The organism is Enterobacter cloacae complex sp. ECL352, from assembly GCF_020149545.1.
GTDB classification, from domain to species: domain Bacteria; phylum Pseudomonadota; class Gammaproteobacteria; order Enterobacterales; family Enterobacteriaceae; genus Enterobacter; species Enterobacter asburiae_B.
In genome coordinates this window covers 393,067-417,093 of the sequence record NZ_CP083709.1, presented here as the reverse complement: position 1 = coordinate 417,093, position 24,027 = coordinate 393,067, and the positions used below count along the sequence as shown (strand labels likewise).

Sequence of the window (24,027 nt, the reverse complement as noted above, 5' to 3'; positions counted from 1 at the left end):
GTCGCATCATGGCGGTTCGAACTAAAGTAGTACGCCTTATTATGGCAGGCGCAGTTGCCATAGCACTGAGCGGATGCGTTTCCGTTCCTGATGCGATTAAGGGCAGCAGCCCGACGCCACAGCAGGATCTGGTTCGGGTGATGAATGCGCCTGAGCTTTACGTCGGCCAGGAAGCGCGCTTTGGCGGTAAGGTCATAGACGTACAAAACCAGCAGGGGAAAACCCGCCTCGAGATCGCGACCGTTCCGCTGGACAGCGGCGCGCGGCCGGTACTGGGTGAGGCCTCTCGCGGACGTATCTATGCGGACGTCAGCGGTTTCCTCGATCCGGTCGATTTTCGCGGGCAGCTGGTGACCGTCGTCGGGCCGATTACCGGCGCCGTGCAGGGCAAAATCGGCAGCACGCCGTATAAATTTATGACCATGCAGGTCAACGGGTATAAACGCTGGCGGCTGGCACAGCAGGTGATCATGCCGCCTCAGCCGATGGATCCGTGGATGTGGGGTCCACATCCTTATCGTTACGGCTACCCGGGCTGGGGCTGGTATAACCCGGGTCCTGCACAGGTTCAGACGATCGTTACTGAGTAACTTACTGTTATTGTTAGAAAAGAGACAGCGGCTCAGCCGCTGTCTCTGTTTTTTTACGGATAAAACGAAAAAAAAGAGTGACGCGCTTCGCAACCTTAAATCTGAACAATTAATAAACTGGTACGCTGAGTTAATATAATGTTAACAAACTGTTTATTATCGGGGTTGTGATGACGACGAACACTCATTTCAGAGGTGATGCATTGAAGAAGGTTTGGCTTAACCGTTATCCCGCAGATGTTCCTGCTGAGATCAATCCTGACCGTTATCAATCCCTGGTGGAATTATTTGAACACTCGGTAAGGCGCTACGCGGACCAGCCCGCATTCGTGAATATGGGCGAGGTCATGACGTTCCGTAAGCTTGAGGAGCGTAGCCGCGCGTTTGCGGCGTATCTGCAGGAAGGGCTGGGGCTGCAAAAAGGGGACCGCGTCGCGCTGATGATGCCGAACCTGCTGCAATACCCGGTGGCGTTGTTCGGTATCCTGCGAGCCGGGATGATTGTCGTCAACGTTAACCCCTTGTATACCCCGCGCGAGCTGGAGCATCAGCTGAACGACAGCGGCGCGGCCGCGATTGTCATTGTGTCCAACTTCGCCCATACGCTGGAAAAAGTGGTCGACAAAACCCAGGTTAAACACGTCATCCTGACGCGCATGGGGGATCAACTCTCGACCGCCAAAGGCACGCTGGTTAACTTTGTCGTTAAATACGTCAAGCGCCTGGTGCCAAAATACCACCTGCCGGACGCCATCTCCTTCCGCCGCGCGCTGCATGCGGGCTACCGTATGCAGTATGTGAAACCCGAAGTGGTCGCGGAAGATCTTGCGTTTCTGCAATACACGGGCGGGACCACCGGCGTCGCCAAAGGGGCCATGCTTACCCACCGCAATATGCTGGCAAACCTTGAACAGGTGAACGCCACCTACGGGCCGCTTCTGCATCCGGGCAAAGAAGTGGTGATCACCGCGCTTCCGCTGTATCACATCTTTGCGCTGACCATGAACTGCCTGCTGTTTATTGAACTGGGTGGTCAGAACATCCTCATCACCAACCCGCGCGATATCCCGGGTCTGGTGAAAGAGCTGGCGAAATACCCGTTCACCGCCATGACGGGGGTGAACACCCTGTTTAACGCGCTGCTTAATAACAAAGAGTTCCAGCAGCTGGATTTCTCCACGCTGCATCTCTCTGCGGGCGGCGGCATGCCGGTTCAACAGGCGGTCGCCGAGCGCTGGGTGAAGCTCACCGGTCAGTATTTGCTGGAAGGCTATGGGCTGACGGAATGTGCTCCGCTGGTCAGCGTGAACCCACACGATATCGACTATCACAGTGGAAGCATTGGTCTGCCGGTTCCTTCCACCGAGGCCAAACTGGTCGATGATAACGATAACGAAGTCGCGCCGGGCGAGCCGGGTGAGCTTTGCGTCAGAGGTCCGCAGGTGATGCTGGGTTACTGGCAGCGTCCCGATGCGACCGACGAAATCATCAAAGACGGCTGGCTGCACACCGGTGATATTGCGGTAATGGATGACGAGGGCTTCCTGCGCATCGTCGATCGCAAGAAAGACATGATCCTGGTCTCCGGCTTCAACGTCTATCCGAATGAGATCGAAGACGTGGTTATGCAGCACAGCGGCGTACTCGAGGTGGCGGCGGTCGGCGTCCCTTCCGGCAGCAGCGGTGAAGCGGTGAAGATATTTGTGGTCAAAAAAGATCCTTCCCTGACGGAGGAGGCGCTGGTAACGTTTTGCCGTCGTCAGCTGACGGGCTACAAGGTGCCGAAGCTGGTTGAATTCCGCGATGAGCTGCCGAAATCCAACGTCGGAAAGATATTACGACGAGAATTACGTGACGAAGCCCGTGGCAAAGTAGACAATAAGGCCTGAGCTTCACGCTAATCGCCCAGACGCCGGTTAAGCCGGCGTTTTTTATGGGCGCAAACAAAAGAGAACCCGTTTTGAATTACCAGATGATCACGACCAACGACGAGCTGGCTTCGCTGTGCGAAGTGACGCGCGACTTTCCTGCCATTGCCCTGGATACCGAGTTTGTCCGTACCCGGACCTATTATCCGCAGCTGGGTTTGATTCAGATGTACGACGGTAAACACGTGTCGCTGATTGACCCTCTCGGCATTACCGACTGGACGCCGATGCGTAACTTGCTGCTCGATACCGCCGTGACGAAATACCTGCACGCAGGCAGTGAGGATCTGGAAGTCTTTCTGAACACCTTTGGCATCATGCCCCAGCCGCTGATTGACACGCAGATCCTCGCGGCATTCAGCAATCGTCCGCTCTCCTGGGGCTTTGCTGCCATGGTGGAGGAGTATACGGGCCTGACGCTGGATAAAAGCGAATCCCGTACCGACTGGCTGGCGCGCCCGCTTACAGAGCGTCAGCTGGAGTATGCGGCGGCAGACGTGTTTTACCTGCTGCCGATTGCGGGACAGCTGATGAAAGAGGCGGAAGCCTCCGGTTGGCTCGCTGCTGCGCTGGACGAGTGCCGTATGACCCAGCAGCGTCGTCAGGAAGTGGTTGACCCGAAAGAGGCCTGGCGCGATATCAGTAACGCCTGGCAGTTGCGCACGCGTCAGCTGGCATGCCTGCAGCTGCTGGCAGACTGGCGCTTGCGTAAAGCGCGGGAGCGCGATCTGGCCGTTAACTTTGTTGTTCGCGAAGAGCATCTCTGGGCAGTCGCGCGCTATATGCCTGGCAGCCTGGGCGAGCTGGACAGCATTGGGCTTTCGGGCAGCGAGATCCGCTTCCATGGTAAAACCCTGCTGGCGCTGGTCGCCAAAGCGCAGGAGCTGCCGGAAGATGCGCTGCCGGAACCGCTGCTGAACCTGATGGACATGCCGGGCTATCGCAAAGCGTTTAAGGATATCAAAGCGCTGGTGCAGGCGGTTGCAACGGAAAGCAAGCTGAGCGCGGAACTGCTCGCCTCACGTCGTCAGATTAACCAGCTGCTGAACTGGCACTGGAAGCTGAAGCCGCAGAATGGCGTGCCGGAGATGATGGCGGGATGGCGCGGGGAATTGATGGCCGATCGCCTGAATACGCTGCTGGACGGTTACCCGCGATAAAAAAATATGCCGGGCGATATACCCGGCATATTTCCCCGGTGGCGCTGCGCTTACCGGGGCGGCGAAAACACAAACCTACGGACGCGACTCTTCCGCTTCCGGGAGCGTAACGTTCAGCTCCAGAATCGAAATATCCCCGTCTTTTTGTTCCAGCTGCACCGTGACCATCTCCGGGTCAATCTGCACATACTTACAGATCACTTCCAGAATGTCCTTGCGCAGCTGCGGCAGGTAGTGAGGCTCGGCGTCGCTACGACGACGCTCCGCAACGATAATTTGCAGACGTTCTTTTGCGATGTTGGCGGTGTTCTTTTTCCGCGAGAGAAAAAAGTCCAGTAATGCCATAACTTATCCTCCGAACAGGCGTTTGAGGAAACCTTTCTTCTCTTCTTCAATGAAGCGGAAAGGACGTTCTTCTCCCAGCAGACGGTCAACGGTATCGGCGTAAGCTTTACCTGCATCTGCCAATGTATCAAGGATCACTGGCTCGCCCTGGTTAGAGGCGCGTAACACGGACTGATCTTCCGGGATAACGCCCACCAGCTTAATGCGCAGGATCTCCAGCACGTCTTCCATGCTCAGCATGTCACCTTTGTTCACGCGGCCCGGATTGTAGCGAGTGAGCAGCAGGTGTTCTTTAATCGGGTCTTCGCCATTTTCCGCACGACGGGATTTAGAGGCGAGGATGCCCAGAATGCGGTCTGAGTCACGCACGGATGAAACTTCAGGGTTAGTGGTGATGATCGCTTCATCAGCGAAGTAGAGCGCCATCAGGGCACCGGTTTCGATGCCGGCAGGGGAGTCGCAGACAATGAAGTCGAAATCCATTTTTTTCAGATCGTCGAGCACCTTTTCCACGCCTTCACGGGTCAGGGCGTCTTTGTCACGCGTCTGAGAAGCCGGGAGAATGTAGAGGTTCTCGGTGCGCTTGTCTTTGATCATCGCCTGGTTAAGCGTGGCATCGCCCTGAATGACGTTTACGAAGTCATACACGACGCGACGCTCACATCCCATGATGAGGTCGAGGTTACGCAGACCGATATCGAAGTCGATAACGATGGTTTTCTTTCCCTTCTGGGCCAAACCAGTAGCGATGGCCGCGCTGGAGGTGGTCTTGCCAACGCCTCCTTTACCCGAAGTAACAACAATAATGCGTGCCATAGAAATTCCTTGTTAAAAAGGGATCAATTCAACGGTTGAACGGTCAACGCGTCGTCTGCCAGAAGCAGGCGAGCCGCTTTGCCATAAAATTCGGCTGGGATCTTGTCGCTCAGCCAATATTCACCTGCGATGGACACAAGTTCCGCCGTCAGGTGAGTACAAAATATTTGCGCATCTCGATCGCCACTTGCACCTGCGAGCGCACGTCCACGCATCATACCGTATACGTGAATATTGCCATCTGCAATCAGCTCAGCGCCAGCACTGACGTGGCTTGTAACAATCAGATCACAGTTTGGTGCATAAATGCGCTGACCGGAACGAACCGGCACATCAATCATTCGCGTTTTTGTGACGGTAGTAACGTTTTGCACCGCAGGAGGGGGCGTTTGCACGGCAACGGGTGCCGCTCGCGAGGCTTTTTCTTTGCCCTCATTCAGAAGGGGCAGCCCCGCACGCTCAATTTCCGCTTTCAGCTCAGTATCTTTGCAGCCGCTGATGCCCACGATACGTAGTCCGGTCGAGGAGACGGCCTGCTGGAGAAGTTTCCAGTTAACCGGAGCCTCAAGACCGCTGACGTTGATAACAACAGGGGCGTGCTTCAGAAAGGCGGGAGCCTGGGCGATTTTGTCTTCTAACGCCTGACGAATAACCTCGGGTTTTGCATCATGCAAATGTACCACTGATAAGGTGAAGCTACTGCCTTTAAGCTCGATGGGCGTGTTTGACATCCTGGCCTTACTCAATTTGCTATTAACCGCAACCACTCGCTGCGATATTCCGAAGAGTATCAGGCATGTTATAGTCAGGAGTATATTGAGGCAAGCAACCACCCATTAATTCAGAGTAAAAACATGTTTTGTGTGATCTACAGAAGTACAAGCCGTGACCAGACCTATCTTTATGTCGAAAAGAAAGACGATTTTTCACGCGTGCCTGAAGAATTAATGAAGAACTTTGGCCGACCACAGCTGGCGATGCTGCTGCCGCTCGATGGTCGTAAGAAACTGATTAACGCCGATCTGGATAAAGTGAAAACGGCCTTAGCCGAGCAAGGCTATTATTTACAGCTTCCACCGCAACCCGAGAATTTATTAAAACAGCATCTTGAGGCGAACGGTAAAAAATAGTCTCAACTGTTTTTGGGTACAACACATCAACCGTTTAGGGGTCGACCATGTATCAACATCATAACTGGCAAGGTGCATTACTGGATTATCCCGTCAGCAAAGTGGTTTGCGTGGGCAGCAACTACGCAAAACATATTCAGGAGATGGGCAGCGCGACGCCAGAAGAACCGGTCCTGTTTATTAAGCCTGAAACGGCGCTGTGCGATATCCGCCAGCCGCTGGCGCTGCCGCAGGGGCTGGGCTCGGTGCATCACGAAGTTGAACTTGCCGTGCTGATCGGCGCGACGCTGCGCCAGGCCTCAGAAGAACATGTTAAAAAAGCGATTGCCGGATACGGCGTGGCGCTGGATCTGACCCTGCGTGACGTTCAAGGCAAAATGAAGAAAGCAGGGCAGCCGTGGGAAAAAGCCAAAGGGTTTGATAATTCCTGCCCAATTTCGGCGTTTGTGCCGGTGAGCGAATTTACCGGCGATCCGCAGGACACGCCGCTCAGCCTCAAGGTTAACGGTGAGATCCGCCAGCAGGGCACCACGGCAGACATGATCCATAAGATTGTGCCGCTGATCGCCTACATGAGTCGCTTCTTTACCCTGAAGCCGGGCGATGTGATCCTGACCGGAACCCCAGAAGGCGTTGGCCCGCTACTCAGCGGTGACGAGCTTGAGGTCGGTTTCAACGGCCTGTCGCTGAAAACCCGCGTGCTGTAACCCCATCTTGCCGCCTGAAGAGGGCGGCAAAACTTGCAACAACGTGCCAGACTCGTTATAAGGTGCGCTTTCTTTTGACGTGTGGACATCCTGATGAACGACATCCCTTTCTGGCAAAGCAAAACTCTCGACGACATGACTGACGCGGAATGGGAATCATTGTGCGACGGCTGCGGGCAGTGCTGCCTGCACAAGCTGATGGATGAAGATACGGATGAAATCTACTTCACCAACGTTGCCTGCAAGCAGTTAAACATTAAAACCTGCCAGTGCCGCAACTATGAGCGCCGGTTTGAATTTGAGCCTGACTGCATCAAGTTAACCCGGGATAATCTGCCGACATTTGAATGGCTGCCGCATACCTGCGCGTATCGCCTGCTGGCGGAAGGGAAAGGTCTGCCTGACTGGCATCCGCTGTTAACCGGTTCAAAAGCGGCGATGCACGGTGAACGTATTTCTGTGCGCCACATTGCGGTGAAAGAGTCCGAGGTGCAGGACTGGGAAGACCACATCATGAACCACCCGACCCGTTGAGATTAAAAAACCCGCCGAGGCGGGTTTTTTTGTGCTTGTGCGCCCTGATGCCCTCACCCCAACCCTCGTCCACGGGAGAGGGCGCAAACGCTAAAAACGGCAACCTTGGTTGCCGTTTTGCGTTTACCTTCCGAACAAATCGCGTTTCTTCGGTTTGAAAGGCTGGGCAATCAGCACCAGCAGCGCCACGACGAAGTAGGCGGCAAAAATGCCCACCAGCCACTGCGGCATCTCCAGCGTCAGGAATTCCCACTGGCGAACGGAGCAGTCACCGGATGCGACAAACACCTGCGGCAGCCATTTGTCCAGCGGCAGCCAGCTCGGGAAGCGGGCGGCAAAATCACAGGTCATAAACGGTGACGGATGCAATTGCATCATGGTGTGCTGCCAGGAGAGTTCAATTCCTTTCCAGGCGCTGTAGATCCAGATGGCAATACCGGCATAGCGAAGCGGCGATTTTGGGGCAATCGCACCCACCAGGCCCGCACCCATAATGCCGAACAGCGCGCTGCGTTCGTAAATACACAGTACGCAAGGTTTCAGTCCCATTACATGCTGGAACCACAGCGCGACCATTTCCAGCGCGAAGGCGGTCAGGGCCATTAACAACCACGCTCCGCGACCGCGGGAGCACTGGTTTAAAAATCTCAACATAATCATTTCCCTGGAACATGCTTAGAAAGCGCAGTGTAAACGAATTCGTTTTTCGCGCCACCTGTACCTGGCGAAATAAAACGTAATTGGATGTTTATCGTGCGAAAAGGCAAACGGGCAGCGAACTGCCCGAGATGCATAGTTTACTGCGCCGCAAGTATACCCGCTTGTACCAGCCATTGCGTACAGGGAATGAGGGTAATTTTGACGCAAAGCAATCCCACGATCGTGAGCACCAGCGTATAGGGCAGCGCCATCCATACCATCCTGCCATAAGAAAGACGTATGAGCGGCGCGAGGGCGGAGGTCAGCAGGAACAGGAAGGCGGCCTGGCCATTTGGCGTCGCTACCGAAGGCAGGTTGGTACCGGTGTTGATCGCCACGGCCAGCAGCTCAAACTGTCCGGCGCTGATAACGCCTTGCTCCATGGCCGCTTTAGCCTCGTTGATGTAGACCGTCCCGACGAAGACGTTATCTGAGATCGACGAGAGCAGGCCGTTAAAAAGGTAAAACAGCGAGAGCTGAGCATCCGGTGAGGCCTGTAATACAAAGGCAATAATCGGCGCGAACAGGTGCTGGTCGATAATCACCGCCACGACGGCAAAGAACACCGCCAGCAGTGCGGTAAACGGCAGGGCTTCGGTAAACGCCTTGCCGATGGCATGTTCGTCCGTCACGCCGGTAAAGGTGGTGGCGAGAATAATGACTGACAGGCCAATCAGCCCCACTTCGGCAAGATGGAACGCCAGCGCCGCGATAAGCCAGACGCCGATGATCCCCTGAGCAATCAGTCGTAGCGTCTCCTGGCGCGTCCGCTGGCTTCGGCTCTGCACATCGAATTTATGCAGCTCCTGACGAACCGGCTCCGGGAGCTGCGCCCCGTACCCAAAGAGGCGAAACTTCTCCACCAGCAGACAGGTCGCCAGCCCGCAGATCAGCACCGGTACGCTCACCGGGGCCATTCTCAGGAAGAAATCACCGAAGTGCCAGCCCGCCGCTTTGGCAATGATCAGGTTTTGCGGCTCGCCGACCATGGTCATCACGCCGCCCAGCGCGGTACCCACGCCGGCATGCATCATCAGGCTGCGCAGAAACGCGCGGAATTGTTCCAGCACGTCACGGTTATGCGCCTCAACGTGGCTGTCATCCTGCAGGTCCTCATTTGGGCGAGAGGAGGCCACGCGTTGATAAATTCCGTAAAACCCAACCGCGACGCTGATCACTACCGCAACGACCGTCAGCGCATCCAGGAACGCCGACAGGAAGGCGGCGGCAAGGCAAAACGCCAGCGAGAGGAACATTTTCGACGGAATGCTGAGCAGCAGGCGCGTGAAGATGAACAGCAGCAGCTGTTTCATAAAGTAGATGCCGGCCACCATAAAGATCAGCAGCAGAAGCACTTCGAGATTAGACGCCAGCTCTGCTTTGACATGCCCGGCGCTGGTCATACCGACGACGACGGCTTCAAACGCCAGCAATCCGCCCGGCAGAAGGGGATAACATTTCAGCGCCATGGCCAGGGTGAAGATAAACTCCGCCACCAGCAGCCAGCCGGCGATAAAGGGATTCACGCTAAAAATGATGGGATTAACGACCAGGAAAACCAGCAGTATCAGTTTATACCAGTCAGGAGACTGGCCTAAAAAATTGCGCCATAGCGCGCGCCCAAAAGAAATTTCCACAACAGACGTCCTTCCCGTCAAGTAAGACAAAACATCAGTATACGCAAAAATCGCGGCCTGGAGGCGGATAAGGCTGCATTGTAAATTTCACAAAAATGAAACGGCGATCCCTCTTTTCTCTCTTTGCCGCGCTACCTGCCACTGCGTGCCTCTGGTATGATGAGTCCAATTTGCTAAAGCTGTGTAATGGAAATCTCACTATGGTCATTAAGGCGCAGAGCCCGGCGGGTTTCGCGGAAGAGTACATCATTGAAAGCATCTGGAATAATCGTTTCCCTGCGGGGTCCATTCTTCCGGCTGAACGCGAACTCTCTGAACTGATTGGCGTCACTCGCACCACGCTGCGTGAAGTGCTTCAGCGGCTGGCGCGCGATGGCTGGTTGACGATCCAGCACGGTAAGCCTACGAAAGTGAACAATTTCTGGGAAACGTCCGGGCTGAACATTCTTGAAACGCTGGCGCGTCTTGACCATGAAAGCGTGCCGCAGCTTATTGATAATCTGCTCTCCGTTCGCACCAACATCGCGACGATCTTTATTCGTACCGCTTTCCGTCAGCATCCGGAAGACGCCCTTGCGGTGCTGGCCAGCGCGAACGAGGTGGAAGATCACGCCGATGCTTTTGCCACCCTCGATTACAACGTGTTCCGCGGCCTGGCGTTTGCCTCCGGCAACCCGGTGTATGGCCTGATCCTCAACGGTATGAAAGGGCTTTACACCCGCATTGGCCGCCACTACTTTGCCAATCCGGAAGCGCGTAGCCTGGCGCTGGGCTTCTACCACAAGCTGAGCAAGCTCTGTACCGAAGGTCTGCACGATCAGGTTTATGAGACGGTGCGCCGCTACGGTCACGATTCCGGTGAAATCTGGCACCGTATGCAGAAAACGCTGCCGGGTGATTTAGCGATTCAGACCCGCTAAAAGAAAAAACCTCTCGTATGAGAGGTTTTTTTTCGTCGGGTGGCGGCTACGCCTTACCCGACCTACGGGGTTTATAGGCCCGGTAAGCGTAGCGCCACCGGGCAAAAGCGTCACTACAGCGTATTCAACCGCGCCGGGCAACGTTCCAGCAGCTCGACGCTCCCGTCTTCATTCTGCTGCTCCAGCTGCACGTCAAAGCCCCACAGGCGATGAACGTGCTTCAGCACTTCTTTACGCCCTTTATCCAGCGGCGCGCGATTGTGCGGGATATAGCGCAGCGTCAGGGAGCGGTCACCGCGCAAATCGACGTTCCATACCTGAATATTCGGCTCAAGGTTGCTCAGGTTGTACTGGGAAGAGAGGCGAGAGCGGATCTCACGGTATCCCTCTTCGTTATGGATTGCGGAGATCTCCAGATAGTTGTTGCGGTCATCGTCCAGCACGGTGAAGAAGCGGAAATCACGCATGATCTTCGGCGACATAAACTGGCTGATGAAGCTCTCGTCCTTAAAGTCGCGCATCGCAAAGTGCAGCGTTTCCAGCCAGTCAGAACCGGCGATATCCGGGAACCAGTACTTGTCTTCTTCCGTCGGCGACTGGCAGATACGCTTAATGTCCTGGAACATGGCGAAGCCAAGCGCATACGGGTTTATTCCGCTGTACCACGGGCTGTTGTAGGGCGGCTGGAACACCACGTTGGTATGGCTATGGAGGAATTCCATCATGAACCGCTCGGTCACTTTTCCCTCGTCGTACAGATGGTTAAGAATGGTGTAGTGCCAGAAGGTCGCCCAGCCTTCGTTCATGACCTGCGTCTGCTTTTGCGGGTAAAAATACTGGCTCACCTTGCGCACGATGCGCAGGATCTCACGCTGCCACGGCTCCAGCAGCGGGGCGTTCTTCTCCATAAAATAGAGCAGGTTTTCCTGCGGCTCGGACGGATAGCGACGCGCTTCGGCGATCGTTTTTTCCTCCTCACGCTTCGGCAGGGTACGCCACAGCATGTTCACCTGGCTTTGCAGGTACTCTTCGCGGCTCTTCTGCCGGGCTTTCTCCTCCTGCAGGGAGATTTTCTGCGGACGTTTGTAGCGGTCCACGCCGTAGTTCATCAGCGCGTGGCAGGAGTCGAGCAGTTTTTCCACTTCGTCCACGCCGTAGCGCTCTTCGCAGTCGGTAATGTATTTACGGGCGAAGATCAGGTAATCGACGATGGAACTGGCGTCCGTCCAGCTGCGGAACAGATAGTTATTCTTGAAAAAGGAGTTGTGCCCGTAGCAGGCGTGCGCCATCACCAGCGCCTGCATGGTAATGGTGTTCTCTTCCATTAAATAGGCAATACACGGATTGGAGTTAATCACAATCTCATACGCCAGCCCCTGCTGGCCGTGCTTATACAGCCGTTCCGTTTCAATAAATTTTTTACCAAACGACCAGTGCGGATAGTTAATCGGCATCCCGACGCTGGAGTAGGCGTCCATCATCTGTTCGGACGTAATGACTTCAATCTGATGGGGATAGGTATCCAGGCGATACAGCTTTGCGACCCGGTCGATTTCGGCGAGGTAAACATCCAGCAGCTCGAAGGTCCAGTCGGGTCCATCGCTCAGACGTGTGTTGTCCTTGTTCAGGGAATCAATAGTAGCCATTAGCGCGCCCTCGTTGTGGGTGCTCTCTCTGTCTGGAGAGCCTCCTTTCAAGCATAGATCAACGTGTTAAAAAGCGTGCTGGGGCAGAAATTTTTTCTTTGCGATTTCGCGTTTTTGATACGGCAAAAAAACGGCATGTCTCAGAATATTATGCTGGTTAAAAATAACGCGCAGCAGGAGATCCCAAATTAGCACTATCCCCTGATGCTGGGGGATGTGTGAGGTAAGTCACCATAAAAAAGTCGTATGTTGAATAATATTTTCAACTAGGTTATCAATCTGTAATTAGAAGATTGTTCTTTTGCACATAATGGAGTGGCTATGCGTGTTGTCATACTGGGAAGTGGTGTCGTTGGGGTAACCAGCGCCTGGTATTTAAGTCAGGCGGGACATGACGTAACCGTTATCGATCGTGAATCCGGTCCGGCGCTTGAAACCAGCGCGGCGAACGCCGGGCAAATCTCTCCGGGGTATGCGGCGCCGTGGGCTGCGCCGGGCGTTCCGCTGAAAGCGATTAAATGGATGTTCCAGCGCCATGCGCCGCTGGCCATCAGCCTTGACGGCACGCAGTTCCAGCTGAAGTGGATGTGGCAGATGCTGCGCAACTGCGACACCCGCCACTACATGGAGAACAAAGGGCGCATGGTGCGCCTGGCGGAATACAGCCGCGACTGTCTGAAAGCGCTGCGCGCGTCGACGGGGATTGAGTATGAAGGCCGCCAGGGCGGCACGCTGCAGCTGTTCCGCACCGAGCAACAGTACGAAAATGCCACTCGCGATATCGCCGTGCTGGAAGATGCCGGCGTACCGTACCAGCTGCTGGAAGCCAGCCAGCTTGGCCAGGTTGAACCGGCGCTGGCGGAAGTGGCGCACAAGCTGACCGGCGGCCTGCGCCTGCCAAATGACGAAACCGGCGACTGCCAGCTCTTTACGCAACGTCTTGCGCAAATGTGCGAGCAGGCGGGGGTGAAGTTCCGCTTTAACACCTCCGTCGACAAGCTGCTGTCGGAAGGCGAAAAAATTTACGGCGTGAAGTGCGGCGACGAGGTAATCAAAGCCGATGCCTACGTGATGGCGTTTGGTTCGTACTCCACCGCCATGCTGAAAGGCATTCTCGACATTCCGGTCTATCCGCTGAAGGGCTACTCGCTGACCATTCCGGTGAAAGAAGAGAGCGGCGCCCCGGTGTCGACCATTCTGGACGAAACCTACAAAATCGCCATTACCCGCTTCGACAACCGCATTCGTGTGGGCGGCATGGCGGAAATTGTTGGCTTCAACACCGAACTGCTGCAGCCGCGTCGTGAAACGCTGGAGATGGTCGTGGGCGATCTCTTCCCGCGCGGCGGTTTTGTTGAGCAGGCGACGTTCTGGACCGGCCTGCGTCCGATGACCCCTGACGGCACGCCGATCGTAGGGCGCACGCCGTTTAAAAACCTGTGGACCAATACCGGACACGGCACGCTCGGCTGGACAATGGCCTGCGGATCGGGCCAGCTGCTGAGCGACCTGATTTCCGGGCGCACGCCGGCAATTCCGTTTGACGATTTAAGCGCCGCGCGCTATCAATCGGGGTTTACGCCTTCGCGTCCACAGCACCTGCACGGCGCGCATAGCTAAGGAGTTGTCATGTCCCGTCCTGTTCTGGCCCAGCTGAACCTGCAGGCCCTGAAGGATAATCTGCAAATTGTTCGTCGGGCGGCACCGGGTTCGCGCGTCTGGTCGGTGGTGAAAGCGAATGCCTACGGCCACGGTATCGATCGTATCTGGAGCGCGCTGAGCGCGACCGACGGTTTTGCGCTACTGAATCTGGAAGAGGCCATTCTGCTGCGCGAGCGCGGCTGGAAAGGGCCGATTCTACTGCTGGAAGGGTTCTTCCATGCGGACGATCTGCCGCTGCTGGATAAGTACCGGCTGACCACCAGCGTTCACAGCAACTGGCAGATTAAGGCGATCCAGGATGCGAAGCTCCATGCTCCGCTGGATATCTATCTCAAGGTGAACAGCGGCATGAACCGCCTGGGCTTTCAGCCTGAGCGGGTGCATACGGTCTGGCAGCAGCTGCGCGCCATGAAAAACGTGGGCGAAATGACGCTGATGGCGCATTTTGCCGACGCGGAAAAACCCGACGGTATTGCCGATGCCATGGTCCGCATTGAGCAGGCGGCAGAAGGGCTGGATTGCCCGCGCTCGCTGTCGAACTCGGCGGCCACGCTGTGGCATCCCGAGGCGCACTATAACTGGGTGCGCCCGGGGATCGTTCTCTACGGCGCGTCTCCCTCCGGTGAGTGGCAGGATATCGCCAACAGCGGCCTTAAGCCGGTCATGACCCTGCGCAGTGAAATCATTGGCGTGCAGACGCTGAAGGCCGGGGACACGGTGGGCTACGGCAGCCGCTACCGGGCAAAGGGCGAGCAGCGGATTGGCATCGTGGCGGGCGGTTATGCCGACGGCTACCCGCGCATCGCGCCGACCGGCACGCCGGTCTGGGTCGATGGGGTTCGCACGGGAACGGTGGGCACCGTATCTATGGATATGCTGGCCGTTGATCTGACGCCATGCCCGCAGGCGGGCATTGGCTCACCCGTCGAACTGTGGGGTAACGAAGTTAAGATTGATGACGTTGCTGCCGCGGCGGGCACGGTGGGGTATGAATTGATGTGCGCGCTGGCCCCTCGAGTGCCGGTTGTGACGGTGTAACCTACGTTCGCCGGGTGGCGCTAACGCTTACCCGGCCTACGTTAGAGGGTTTTGTAGGCCGGGTAAGGCGAAACCGCCACCCGGCAAAAAACTACTCCGCTTCCTCTTCCATCGGCCTTAAACCGACTTTCCGCACCGCGTTATCTTCTTTTTCGGCAACGGTCCAGATCATCCCGGCAAACTCTACCTGATCCCCCACGACCGGGGCAGCGCCAAGCCGCTGCTGGATGATTTCGCCCAGCGTTTGCGGGTTATCACCGTCTTCAGCACCTTCATCCAGACCGTAAATCAGCGCCACATCCGCAAATTTAGCGCTGGCTTCCAGAATAAAATCGCCGAAGAAGCGCTGGTCCAGGGCCACCGGAGGCGACTGGCTGAACAGCTTGCCCAGCGCGGGCAGGTCGCGCTCGCGACCAATCACGCAGAGAATATCCCCCTCGCGCAGGCGGGTGCTGCCGGTAGGGTGCAGCAGGACATTATCGCGGAACAGGGCGGCAATGCGCGTTTCGGTCGGCATGTGCAAATCGCGCAGCGAGGCCCCCACGCACCATTTGTCGGCGCTTAGCTGATAGACGAACTGTTCCCACGGGTTCTCCGGATGAATATCGAGCCCCACGCGGGAGACCGGCCAGCCCACGGGCGGGACCACCACTTTGGCTTTTTTCGCCGCCCACCCGAGCGAGGTTCCCTGGAACAGCAGGGAAATCAGCACCACGAAGAACGCCACGTTAAAGAACAGCCGCGCGTTATCCAGACCGGCCATCATCGGGAACACCGCAAGGATAATCGGCACCGCGCCGCGCAGCCCCACCCAGCTGATAAAGACCCGCTCGCGCAGGTTGAAGCCGCGAAACGGCAGCAGGCCTGCAAATACCGACAGCGGACGGGCGAAGAAGATCATCCACGCGGAAAGCAGCAGCGCCGGAACGGCGATCGGCAGCAGGTCCGATGGCGTAACCAGCAGGCCCAGCACCAGGAACATGCCGATTTGCGCCAGCCACGCCAGGCCGTCAAAGTTCTGCAAAATGGCATGCCGGTTGCGAATAGGGCGGTTGCCCATCAGGAACCCGCAGAGATAGACCGCGAGAATACCGCTGCCGTCCACTGCGGTGGTGACGGCAAAAATAAGAATGCCGCCGCTCAGCGCCAGCAGGGGGTAAAGCCCCGCGGGCAGCGAGATGCGGTTGATCGTCTGCTGTAGCAGATAGCCCCCCGCCAGTCCGATAACAATCCCCAGACCGAACTGCTGCAGGATATGTAACGCAAACATCCAGCTCAGCCCGCTTTCATGCTGCTGAATCATCTCGATAAGCGTAATGGTGAGAAATACCGCCATCGGATCGTTACTGCCGGATTCAATCTCAAGCGTGGAGCCAACGCGTTCGTTAAGCCCTTTTCCGCCGAGCAGGGAAAACACGGCTGCCGCATCGGTTGAGCCCACGATGGCGCCAATCAGCAAACCTTCCATGATATTGAGATGGAAAAGCCACGCGGCCATCATCCCGGTGAGGCCAGAGGTAATCAACACGCCGACCGTGGCGAGCGACAGCGCAGGCCCTAAGGCCACGCGGAAGGAGCTCGCCTGGGTGCGCATCCCGCCGTCCAGCAGGATCACCGCCAGCGCGAGGTTACTCACCATATAGGCGAAGGGGTAGTTATCGAATGGGATACCGCCAATGCCATCAATGCCGGCCAGCATGCCGATGGCGAGGAAAATGACAAGAATAGGTATGCCGAGACGCGATGAAAATGAACTTAATAAAATACTGCTGGTTACAAGGACGGAACCCAAAATGAAAAGGCTGATTATCGCTGCGGCATCCAATGTTCTCTTACTCCCACCTCAATGTTAACGCTGTTACTAAAACCCTAACATATTAACAACGGCAACAGCGTTTTATTAAGGGGGTATAACGGCTTTTTTATGCCTTTATGACAGGATGGCCGCTGATGGTCAGCCGAGTGCCGGAATCGTTGTGGATCAGGGAGGCATGCGCCCCCAGCGCCAGGGTGACGGTTTGCTGCTCATGGCCGAAACCCAGACCGGTGATGACCGGAATATCCAGCCGCGAGCGAACGAAGTCGACCATGGTCTCCAGGGAGTAACCCGCGTCATAGTCATTCGGAGCAGAGCCGCTGAAGCTGCCCAGCACAATCGCGGACTGGCGTTCAAGAATACCGGCATGATAAAGCTGCAATAGCATGCGTTCGACGCGGAACGGATGTTCGTTGATATCTTCCAGCACCAGAATGCCGTCCTCGATTTGCGGCATCCACGGCGTGCCGATGAGCGAGACCAGCATCGCCAGGTTGCCGCCCCAGAGCTGGCCTTCACATTCCCAGTGCGGTCCATTGCCTTGCCACTCCACGCTGTAGGTAGAATTGCGCAGCGCGCGCCAGAAATGTTCCACGGTAAACGCATCCAGCTCCGGTGCGCCGAAGTTACCGGCCAGCATCGGACCGCTGAAGGTGATGACGTTATGCAGGGCCAGCAGCCCAAGCTGGATGACGGTGAAATCGCTGTGGCCGCAGATCAGCAGCGGATCCTGCTGCTGGCGCAGTGCCAGCCCCTGCCAGTCAATGCTCTCCAGCAGCCGGCTCGCGCCATATCCGCCGCGCACTGCAAGCACAATCCGGTTTTCGCCCGTCAGGTTCACCAGACTATTGATATCATTCAGCCTCTGCGCTTCGGTACCGGCAAAACGCTGCTGGCGGCGGGGGATAATCGTCTGATTTTCTACCTGATGGCCAGATTCCAGCAAACGCTGAACGCCCCGCTGCGCCGCGTCCTGATTAATGCAGTAGCCCGACGGCGCGATGAGATGAAACTGAGACATGGCAATTCCTTGCTGAATGAGAAACTAATTGTCTATATCATGCCGCTTATACGCTGCCTGCTTCAAGAGGCGGCGCACCGCGATGACCGGCTATAAGGATAGATGACGTGAAATTGAGATGGTTTGCTTTTTTGATTGTGTTGCTCGCTGGCTGTAGTTCAAAACATGATTATCAAAACCCGCCCTGGAACCCGGAAGTGCCGGTGAAACGGGCCATGCAGTGGATGCCGATCAGTGAGCAAGCCGGGAAGGCCTGGGGCGTCAGCCCGCGTCTCATCACGGCGATCATTGCGGTGGAGTCCGGCGGTAATCCCACGCTTGTCAGCAAATCCAACGCGGTGGGGCTGATGCAGCTTAAAGCGTCAACGGCCGGGAGAGAGGTTTACCGCTACATGGGCTGGAACGGCCAGCCGTCGACCAGCGAGCTGAAGAACCCGGAACGTAACATTTCAATGGGCACGGCCTATCTGAGCATTATGGAGCATGGCGTGCTGAAGGGGATTAAGGATCCAGAGGTGATGCAGTACGCGCTGGTGGTGTCTTACGTTAACGGTGCCGGCGCGTTGCTCAGAACCTTCTCCTCTGACCGCAAAGAGGCGATAGAAGAGATTAACGACATGGACAAAGACGAGTTCTTTGAACATGTGGCGAAAAATCACCCGGCACCACAGGCGCCTCGTTATATCTGGAAAGTACAGAAAGCGATGGATGCCATGTAATGCCGCAGACGGGCGGCGGTCACGCTGCCCGATTTATTCACAGAACCTTATTTGCGCGTTCCCGCGCCTCTCGCTCCAGGGAATAGATAATACGCTGAAGCTCACGCTCTGCTCCAGGCCCGACGTTGAGGAAACGAAAGCTCAGACGCGGCGTGGTAATGGTTTCATTTTTGCTGTCCACGACGGTGCGGTCGCTGATGGCAATCAGCTGTGCATCGAAATAAAAGCGACCCCAGCCCCCCATATCCAGTTCGATTTGCGTAAACCGCATGCCCTCTACCAGCCCGTCCGGTTTCGGCGTGTCCATCAGCGCGCCCATGCCGCCCAGCGACAGATCGAAGAGGCGGAAGCGGATCTCTTTTTTGTCCGGCATTTTGGCCTTACAAAAATAGGCGGGGTGAAGCGGGGCGCTGATGCGGAAATATTCACGACGCTGAACAAACCAGAGATTGGTCGGAAGCGGGGTAACAAAAGCCGGCAGTCCCTGGTATTCGCTCAGTTCCAGCCGCGACAGGACAAACTCCACTTTGGCGCCCTGCGTTTCGGCCATCACCGCGATATTCTCCGCTTTCAGCGCCGCGCGGTTTTCATACTCCTGACTGCCTAAATCAATCACCAGCCGATCCTGCGAGGCGTCAAGGATCTTGCTGATGAACTGATTATTCGACCAGCTGATGCGCAGCGGCACTTCACCTTTTTGCAGGTCGCGTAATACCCCTAATACAGCCAGCGGATTTTGCTTGAGGAACTGCTCACTGTAATGACTCACGCCGGATGGCTCCTTGATAGATGACAGACTGTCTTAGCGTTATCGGCAATCTGCAATGAAACTTAATACAAACCGGTGAGTTTTTTTTGCCTGTTTAACCAAAGATAAGTCGGTGAGATGAAAATGGTTTTCCGGCGATGACCTATACTTAAGTTAGCTGTGCAGAAGGTTTTCTGCGCACGCGTTAAACCTGCAAGAGGGCATCGCTATGGGTATCATCGCCTGGATTATCTTTGGTCTTATTGCTGGCGCTATCGCTAAACTGATCATGCCGGGAAACGATGGCGGCGGCTTTATTTTGACCTGTGTACTCGGGGTCGTTGGTGCGGTTGTGGGCGGCTGGCTGGCGACGATGTTTGGCTTTGGAGGCAACATAAGTGGTTTCGACCTGCACAGTTTTCTGGTCGCTGTCGTGGGTGCCATTGTGGTGCTGGGCATATTCAGGTTACTGCGACGAGCATAAATTGACGTAAACGGCTCTCTGCGGAGGGCCGTTTTTTTTGCCTGAGTATTGATTTGTTAATCTAAATGATAATAATTGTCGTTCCGTATTGCATCTAACAACAAGACGACATTATGAATACCTCACGTTTTACGCTTTGCGCTCTGGCAGGGGCCGTCACGCTGGCATTGCAGGTCCCGGCGTTTGCCGAAGAATCCACCATCGTCGTCACGGGCTCAGAGCAGGGCAGCGCGCTGCCGGCCTGGACGAACAGCGCCACGAAATCGGCCGTTGCCGAAAGTAAAACGCCGCAGGTCATCACGACCCTCTCTGCGCCGGAAATTGAAAAGCGTCATGCGAATTCGGTGAATGAAATCCTGCGCTATGCCCCGGGCGTCTCAACCGAGGTGCGGGGGAATACCTCCTACATGAGCGAATATAAAATTCGTGGCTTTACCGTCGACCAGGAGTTCTACAACGGGCTGCAGCTGCCCTATAACGTCACCGGCAATACCAAAGCGCGCATCGATCCGCTGCTGATCGACAGCGTTGATATCCTGAAAGGCCCCTCATCGGTCCTTTACGGCGGCGGTTCGCCGGGCGGGCTGGTGAATATTCAAAGTAAAAAACCGCAGCGGGAAGCCCGAACCGAAATCGGCGTTAACACCGGAAACCGTAATCTGAAAGAGGGATACCTCGATTCAACCGGGCAGATTGCCGACAGCGACTGGAACTACCGTCTGCTGGGCAAAGCCACGGAAAACGACGATCAGCCGCACACTACCCGGTATGAAAACTACCTGGTTGCGCCGTCCGTCACCTGGCAGCCCGACAGCAAAACCCGCCTCACCCTGGACGCGCTGGCGCAAAACACCCCGAGCCTGACGCCGTCTAATCCGCTGCCGCTCGCCTACCTGCGCTCGAAATATGCGGGCAAGCGCGATTACGCCGGAGATGAGTGGAGCGGGTTTAAGCAGCGTCAGTGGATGCTGGGCTACAGCTTTGAACATGAGTTTGACAGCGGCTGGGGCTTTAATCAGAAAGCGCGCTATTTCGACGTCGATACCCACCAGCGCAGCGTCTACGCGACAGGGACGGGAAGCGAGGCGTATCAGCTCAACCGCTTTGCCTACACCACCGATGAAGACCTTAAGAGCTTCAACATCGACAACCAGGTGACCAAAACCGTTGCCCTTGGCGACTGGAAACACCACCTGCTGGCCGGGTTTGACTATCAGAAGCTGAATTCCCATTTCCATTATCGCTACGCGTCGGCCACGCCGGGCATCGATATGCGGCATCCTGACTATTCGCAGATCCAGGAAAGCGCGCTGGGGCTCTATACCGCCCAGAAAAACCGTCTCAGCTATCAGCAGAACGGCTATTACTTACAGGATCAGGTAGAGTTTGGCGGCCTCAACCTGCTGGGCAGCCTGCGCTACGACGATTACCGCTCCGTTACCACCAACTACCTGCAAAACGGTGATAAAGCCTGGGTATCGCAGGATCGCGTCACCAAACGCCTGGGCGCGCTTTACGCCTTCGATAACGGGATTTCGCCGTTTATCAGCTATTCAGAAGGTTTCGCGCCGGTGTCACCGCAGGGTACGCTCGTGGCGAAAGACGTCAAACCGACTACCAGCAAGCAGGTGGAAGGCGGGGTGAAATATCTGCTGGCCGACTACGCCACCACCTTTACCGCCTCGGTGTTTAACATCCGGCAGAAAAATGTCGTCACCTCCGATCCGGGCTTCCTGAACTATCGTCAGACCGGGGAAGTGGAATCCAAAGGGGCAGAGCTCTCCGCCATCAGCCGTCCGACGGACAACCTGACGCTGATTGCCAACTATGCGTACACCCACGCGATCAACCGGGAAGATGACAAGTACAAAGGCAAACGTCCAACGCAGGTACCGGAGAATGCCTTCAACCTCTGGGGGGATTACACCTTTGACAACACGCCGTTGAAAGGACTGATGCTGGGGGCTGGCGCACGCTACACCGGGCCGATGGAAATCTCTCCGGCAAACGATGCGGGTAAGCTGGGCGGCACCACGCAGTACGATCTGGCGGCTTCCTACCGGATGGGTGAAATCCTGCCCTCGCTGGCAGGGCTAACGCTTAAAGCCAGCGCGCAGAATATCACTAATAAAGAGACGCTGACCTGCTACGACGCGACCAACTGCTGGATTGGGCGTGACAGGACGTATCAGCTAGGGGCGAGTTATAGTTTCTGACGATCGTTTCCCATTCCCGGTGCTGAGGGATCTCCAGTAAATTTTTAACCAGTAGCGATTCTGGTTTTTAAAGTGAAACGATTTATTCGCAGCGATGCCATGGTCCGGCTGTAAATCGCTGAGGCGTTTCCTGAAGGCCGGGGCGAGGCGCATGGATGCGCCGAGAGGGCGGGCTTTACAGGGACGTTACCTCCGCCCGTCCCCGATAAGCCGGAAGGAATAAGACGAGGGCACCGCGAAGCGGCGATTTACCGCCGGGAGCCCGGGTCGCCAGGGTGGTGGCGATTGAGCCACCCTGGCACGTTCACAGGCCATGTCGTTACAGAATAGCAAGGAACATAAAGTGAACGGAATGACCACCGCAGCCGTATGTTCCCCTCACCCTAACCCTCTCCCCAAAGGGGCGAGGGGATTGTTCGCTACTCGCATTAATTTGTGAGGATTAGAGCCAGCACGCGCAGGCCGGGTAAGGCGTAGCCGCCACCCGGCAATACCCTTACTGCGCCGCAGCTTTCACCGGCTCAGCCTCCTCATTTGCCGCAGGCTGATTCTCCGGCACGCTGTCGCACGGTTTTGCTTTCGGGCAGACCCGATCCAGCATTTTCAGCGTTACGCCGTTACTCCAGCCGAAGCCGTCCTGCAGCGGATACTCGCCGCCGCCGCCACCCGTACCGGTTGTCGACACGTCATACTTCTCGACCAGTTTCTTTTCGCGGTCGTAAGTATGCTGAACGTTCTTCAGGAAGCGCCAGGTCACGTCCATAGAGACCTTCTCCTGTCCGTAATTCTGCAGCCCTTCCGCGGCCACCCACTGCAGCGGGGCCCAGCCGTTTGGCGCATCCCACTGCTGGCCGCTATTGACGGTGGTGGTCGCAATACCGCCCGGTTTCAACAGGCGCGCCGAGGTTGCCGCGGCGACTTTATCGGCCCGGTCCTGCGCCGCCGCCTTCACGTAAAGCGGGAACAGGGCTGCCGCCGTGAGCTGATTGCGTACCTTCTTGCTCTTGAGATCGTAATCCGCGTACCAGCCCTCTTTATCATTCCACAGGTGGCTCTCGATGGCTTTCTGACGCGCCGTTGCCAGCGCCTCGTATTTACTTGCGCTGGCGGCGTCGCCACTCTCCTGGCTTGCCCGCGCCAGCAGTTTTTCCATCTTGAACATCAGGGCGTTCAGGTCCACGGGGACAATGCTGGTGGTCCGGATGGTGCCGAGCTTTTGCGGATCGTCCATCCAGCGGGAGCTAAAGTCCCAGCCCGAGGCCGCAGCGGAACGCAAATCACGGTAGATCTCGGTCGCAGGCCGGTTAGGGTTACTTTTGGCGGTATTCACGTCGTCAAGCCAGGACTCCGGGCGCGGGGTATCGCGGTCGTCCCAGTAGCGGTTGAGGATAACGCCGTCGTCCAGCTTCACCACGCGTTTGTTAGCCTGCCCCGGCTGAAGGGCGTCGACGCCGTCCATCCAGTAGGCATACTCTTTCTCCATCTGCGGACGGTACTTCTTCAGCGCATCGCTGTCGTGGGTCGCCAGCAGTTCAACCATCATTGAGAAAAACGGCGGCTGGGAGCGGCTCAGGTAATAGCTGCGGTTGCCGTTGGGAATGTGGCCGAAGGTATCAATCTCATACGCAAAGTTATCCACCATGTCTCTGATTTTGTCCCAGTGATCGCTCTCTGCCAGGCCCAGCATGGTGAAATAGCTGTCCCAGTAGTAGACCTCGCGGAAACGTCCGCCGGGCACAACGTAAGGTTTGGGTAACGGCAGCAGGGAATCCCATTTGTTGCTGGCTTTATCCGTGGTGCGCGTCAGCACGGGCCAGAGATCGTCGATGTGCTCACGTAAACTTTGTCCAGCAGGCGGAACATATTTTTCCCCTTCCGCAGGGAGCGTAAAGTTCATCTCGACAAAGTGGCGTAAGTCAAAGCTGGACTGCGCGTGCTGCATCCGGTAATCCGCCAGAATCATCAGCGGGTCGCTTTTGGGGACGGCATCCGCGAAGGTTTTCTGATCGGGAAACAGTTTGGCGCTTTGCACATCGTTAAACAGAGGGCCCAGCAAAATATCGGGTGAGGTTGTCTGGGCTGCGGGGCTATCATCGGCATAACCGCAAGTCGTGACGCCGAGCAGCGCGCCTCCTAACGCAAGGGGCAAGAACGCGGGGCGTAGTGTACGAGGTCTTATCATCAGTTCGTCTCCTGTCTTCACTAAACAGC

22 protein-coding genes are annotated in these 24,027 nt (G+C 56.3%); 12 read left to right on the top strand and 10 right to left on the bottom strand.

Translation table 11 applies throughout. The annotated features are described in order from the left end of the window. The first annotated feature begins 8 nt into the window (after window positions 1–8). The 3 genes from LBF07_RS01930 to rnd all read left to right on the top strand — a co-directional run bounded on the left by LBF07_RS01930 (window position 9) and on the right by rnd (window position 3,678). On the top strand, window positions 9–590 hold the full coding sequence (locus LBF07_RS01930) for a Slp family lipoprotein (protein ID WP_033145820.1): 582 nt from the start codon (window positions 9–11) through the stop codon (window positions 588–590). 203 nt (window positions 591–793) lie between these two features. Continuing rightward, the gene (gene fadD, locus LBF07_RS01925; RefSeq protein ID WP_023312189.1) at window positions 794–2,479 is read left to right on the top strand and encodes a long-chain-fatty-acid--CoA ligase FadD; all 1,686 of its coding nucleotides are present in this window, start codon (window positions 794–796) and stop codon (window positions 2,477–2,479) included. Window positions 2,480–2,550: 71 nt separating this feature from the next. After that, window positions 2,551–3,678 carry a ribonuclease D gene (rnd, locus tag LBF07_RS01920; RefSeq protein WP_087822872.1) on the top strand — a complete coding sequence of 376 codons (1,128 nt, stop codon included), beginning with the start codon at window positions 2,551–2,553 and terminating at the stop codon, window positions 3,676–3,678. A 75-nt stretch (window positions 3,679–3,753) separates the two neighbouring features. On the opposite strand, the gene minE is transcribed toward rnd, so the two are convergent. Genes minE through minC form a run of 3 tightly spaced genes read right to left on the bottom strand, consistent with a single transcriptional unit; the run spans window position 3,754 to window position 5,570 of the window. Next, window positions 3,754–4,023 carry a cell division topological specificity factor MinE gene (minE, locus tag LBF07_RS01915; RefSeq protein WP_008500504.1) on the bottom strand — a complete coding sequence of 90 codons (270 nt, stop codon included), beginning with the start codon at window positions 4,021–4,023 and terminating at the stop codon, window positions 3,754–3,756. 3 nt (window positions 4,024–4,026) lie between these two features. After that, entirely contained in the window at window positions 4,027–4,839 is an 813-nt protein-coding gene (gene minD, locus LBF07_RS01910; RefSeq protein WP_029742160.1) for a septum site-determining protein MinD, read from the bottom strand. A 23-nt stretch (window positions 4,840–4,862) separates the two neighbouring features. Beyond that, window positions 4,863–5,570 carry a septum site-determining protein MinC gene (gene minC / locus LBF07_RS01905; RefSeq protein ID WP_023312186.1) on the bottom strand — a complete coding sequence of 236 codons (708 nt, stop codon included), beginning with the start codon at window positions 5,568–5,570 and terminating at the stop codon, window positions 4,863–4,865. A 123-nt stretch (window positions 5,571–5,693) separates the two neighbouring features. Between minC and LBF07_RS01900 the strand changes: the two genes are divergently transcribed. The 3 genes from LBF07_RS01900 to LBF07_RS01890 all read left to right on the top strand — a co-directional run bounded on the left by LBF07_RS01900 (window position 5,694) and on the right by LBF07_RS01890 (window position 7,210). Beyond that, window positions 5,694–5,969 (top strand): YcgL domain-containing protein, encoded by a 276-nt coding sequence (locus tag LBF07_RS01900; protein WP_094934711.1) that lies wholly within the window; start codon window positions 5,694–5,696, stop codon window positions 5,967–5,969. A 47-nt stretch (window positions 5,970–6,016) separates the two neighbouring features. After that, the gene (locus tag LBF07_RS01895) at window positions 6,017–6,676 is read left to right on the top strand and encodes a fumarylacetoacetate hydrolase family protein (protein ID WP_029742142.1); all 660 of its coding nucleotides are present in this window, start codon (window positions 6,017–6,019) and stop codon (window positions 6,674–6,676) included. A 93-nt stretch (window positions 6,677–6,769) separates the two neighbouring features. Then, window positions 6,770–7,210 (top strand): YcgN family cysteine cluster protein, encoded by a 441-nt coding sequence (locus LBF07_RS01890; RefSeq protein ID WP_033145818.1) that lies wholly within the window; start codon window positions 6,770–6,772, stop codon window positions 7,208–7,210. A 123-nt stretch (window positions 7,211–7,333) separates the two neighbouring features. Here the strand turns inward: LBF07_RS01890 and dsbB are convergent, their stop codons facing one another. Both dsbB and nhaB read right to left on the bottom strand, forming a co-directional pair. Continuing rightward, the gene (dsbB, locus tag LBF07_RS01885; RefSeq protein WP_023312182.1) at window positions 7,334–7,864 is read right to left on the bottom strand and encodes a disulfide bond formation protein DsbB; all 531 of its coding nucleotides are present in this window, start codon (window positions 7,862–7,864) and stop codon (window positions 7,334–7,336) included. A gap of 143 nt (window positions 7,865–8,007) precedes the next feature. Beyond that, entirely contained in the window at window positions 8,008–9,546 is a 1,539-nt protein-coding gene (gene nhaB / locus LBF07_RS01880) for a Na(+)/H(+) antiporter NhaB (RefSeq protein ID WP_094934710.1), read from the bottom strand. A gap of 200 nt (window positions 9,547–9,746) precedes the next feature. Here nhaB and fadR point away from each other — a divergent pair, with 200 nt between their 5' ends. Beyond that, complete coding sequence (fadR, locus tag LBF07_RS01875) at window positions 9,747–10,466, top strand: fatty acid metabolism transcriptional regulator FadR (protein ID WP_023336056.1); 720 nt, start codon at window positions 9,747–9,749, stop codon at window positions 10,464–10,466. Between the two features lie 113 nt (window positions 10,467–10,579). Here the strand turns inward: fadR and LBF07_RS01870 are convergent, their stop codons facing one another. Further along, window positions 10,580–12,112, bottom strand: a complete 1,533-nt coding sequence (locus tag LBF07_RS01870; protein WP_023293929.1) for a SpoVR family protein — start codon at window positions 12,110–12,112, stop codon at window positions 10,580–10,582. A gap of 321 nt (window positions 12,113–12,433) precedes the next feature. Between LBF07_RS01870 and LBF07_RS01865 the strand changes: the two genes are divergently transcribed. Next, window positions 12,434–13,732 (top strand): D-amino acid dehydrogenase, encoded by a 1,299-nt coding sequence (locus LBF07_RS01865; protein WP_032658462.1) that lies wholly within the window; start codon window positions 12,434–12,436, stop codon window positions 13,730–13,732. 9 nt (window positions 13,733–13,741) lie between these two features. Continuing rightward, window positions 13,742–14,812, top strand: coding sequence for a catabolic alanine racemase DadX (gene dadX / locus LBF07_RS01860; RefSeq protein WP_033145815.1), 1,071 nt, complete (start codon window positions 13,742–13,744; stop codon window positions 14,810–14,812). A gap of 91 nt (window positions 14,813–14,903) precedes the next feature. Here the strand turns inward: dadX and LBF07_RS01855 are convergent, their stop codons facing one another. Both LBF07_RS01855 and ldcA read right to left on the bottom strand, forming a co-directional pair. Beyond that, window positions 14,904–16,637 carry a potassium/proton antiporter gene (locus tag LBF07_RS01855; protein WP_023312177.1) on the bottom strand — a complete coding sequence of 578 codons (1,734 nt, stop codon included), beginning with the start codon at window positions 16,635–16,637 and terminating at the stop codon, window positions 14,904–14,906. Between the two features lie 97 nt (window positions 16,638–16,734). Next, window positions 16,735–17,649 carry a muramoyltetrapeptide carboxypeptidase gene (gene ldcA, locus LBF07_RS01850; protein ID WP_094934709.1) on the bottom strand — a complete coding sequence of 305 codons (915 nt, stop codon included), beginning with the start codon at window positions 17,647–17,649 and terminating at the stop codon, window positions 16,735–16,737. A 107-nt stretch (window positions 17,650–17,756) separates the two neighbouring features. On the opposite strand from ldcA, the gene emtA reads away from it, so the two are divergent. Continuing rightward, entirely contained in the window at window positions 17,757–18,368 is a 612-nt protein-coding gene (gene emtA, locus LBF07_RS01845) for a membrane-bound lytic murein transglycosylase EmtA (RefSeq protein WP_064672703.1), read from the top strand. 37 nt (window positions 18,369–18,405) lie between these two features. Here emtA and LBF07_RS01840 read toward each other — a convergent pair whose 3' ends face one another. Next, a complete protein-coding gene (locus tag LBF07_RS01840; RefSeq protein ID WP_023312174.1) occupies window positions 18,406–19,137 on the bottom strand; it encodes a flagellar brake protein in 732 nt (243 codons plus the stop codon). 208 nt (window positions 19,138–19,345) lie between these two features. Between LBF07_RS01840 and LBF07_RS01835 the strand changes: the two genes are divergently transcribed. Continuing rightward, a complete protein-coding gene (locus LBF07_RS01835; protein ID WP_008502662.1) occupies window positions 19,346–19,600 on the top strand; it encodes a GlsB/YeaQ/YmgE family stress response membrane protein in 255 nt (84 codons plus the stop codon). 113 nt (window positions 19,601–19,713) lie between these two features. Further along, on the top strand, window positions 19,714–21,816 hold the full coding sequence (locus LBF07_RS01830) for a TonB-dependent siderophore receptor (RefSeq protein ID WP_094934708.1): 2,103 nt from the start codon (window positions 19,714–19,716) through the stop codon (window positions 21,814–21,816). Window positions 21,817–22,312: 496 nt separating this feature from the next. On the opposite strand, the gene LBF07_RS01825 is transcribed toward LBF07_RS01830, so the two are convergent. Beyond that, window positions 22,313–23,998: an alpha,alpha-trehalase gene (locus tag LBF07_RS01825; RefSeq protein ID WP_094934707.1), complete on the bottom strand. Its 1,686-nt coding sequence runs from the start codon at window positions 23,996–23,998 to the stop codon at window positions 22,313–22,315. Window positions 23,999–24,027: the final 29 nt, after the last annotated feature.